Origin of the sequence: Achromobacter sp. 2789STDY5608615, from assembly GCF_001298995.1 — a bacterium.
GTDB classification, from domain to species: domain Bacteria; phylum Pseudomonadota; class Gammaproteobacteria; order Burkholderiales; family Burkholderiaceae_B; genus Achromobacter; species Achromobacter insuavis.
On record NZ_CYTY01000002.1, the window covers coordinates 257,086 to 257,861 of the forward strand.

Genomic DNA, 776 nt, shown 5'->3' on the forward strand with positions numbered 1-776 from the left:
CGGCATCGGCGTCTGCCAGGTGGCGCTGGCCCGCCGCGACAGGCAGCTGGTGCGGGTGCTGCCGGCCCAGGCCGCGTTCCAGCTGGACACCTGGATCACCATGCACGAAGACCTGCGCGCCAGCCCCCGCTGCAAGACGGTCTTCGACGCGCTGGTGGCCTGCCTGCTGGCCCATACCGGCGCGGCAGGCTAGCGTTCCCCCCAGACCCGCAACGATGCGACATTCCCGACGGGAATCGGTCCGACGTTCGGATATACTGTTCATCCATACAGTTATCCGACCGCAAGGGAACCCCGCCCCATGACCAGTCTGATCAATTCCCCGCCCAGCCGCAGCATCTGGCTCAGCGCCTTTCCGCGCCTGTCCGGCGTCAAGAACGGCGACTACCTGCCCCTGGACCGCCTGTGCGAAGCCACCGGCCTCGAAGGCGGCCAGAAGCTGCGCGAGGTCCTGGCCGCCGCCGAGCGCGAAGGCCTGCTGCTGATCGACCGCGGCGCCACGCCCGCCAGCTACCGGGCCACCTACGCGCTCGAGCGCCAGGTCACGCTGTTCGCGGCCGACTAGGGCCTGTTCAGGGAACGGCGTCCCGCCCCGGCTCCCGCGCCGAGCGAGTGCTAACGATCCCTTGCAATGCTGTTACATCTGGGGAAATAGAATTTCCCCGGAAATGCACGACACGGAGAAAAACATGCAAGAAGACACCGCCAAGCCCGAACCCACCCGCCGCCGCTGGCCCTTCGGCTACGGCCAGGAAGCATAAGACCGGCGCCGCTGG

At 67.8% G+C, this 776-nt stretch carries 1 protein-coding gene and 1 pseudogene; both read left to right on the plus strand.

Annotated features, from left to right (window positions below; translation table 11 throughout):
- Window positions 1-193 (plus strand): annotated as a pseudogene (locus AOZ49_RS02820) (LysR family transcriptional regulator); the annotation flags it as partial.
- A 108-nt stretch (window positions 194-301) separates the two neighbouring features.
- Window positions 302-565 carry a hypothetical protein gene (locus AOZ49_RS02825; RefSeq protein ID WP_006390414.1) on the plus strand — a complete coding sequence of 88 codons (264 nt, stop codon included), beginning with the start codon at window positions 302-304 and terminating at the stop codon, window positions 563-565.
- Window positions 566-776: the final 211 nt, after the last annotated feature.

What these genes read in the sequence shown, in the direction of transcription:
- AOZ49_RS02825 (WP_006390414.1), top strand. Translation starts at nt 302, where the DNA reads ATGACCAGTCTGATCAATTCCCCGCCCAGCCGCAGCATCTGGCTCAGC.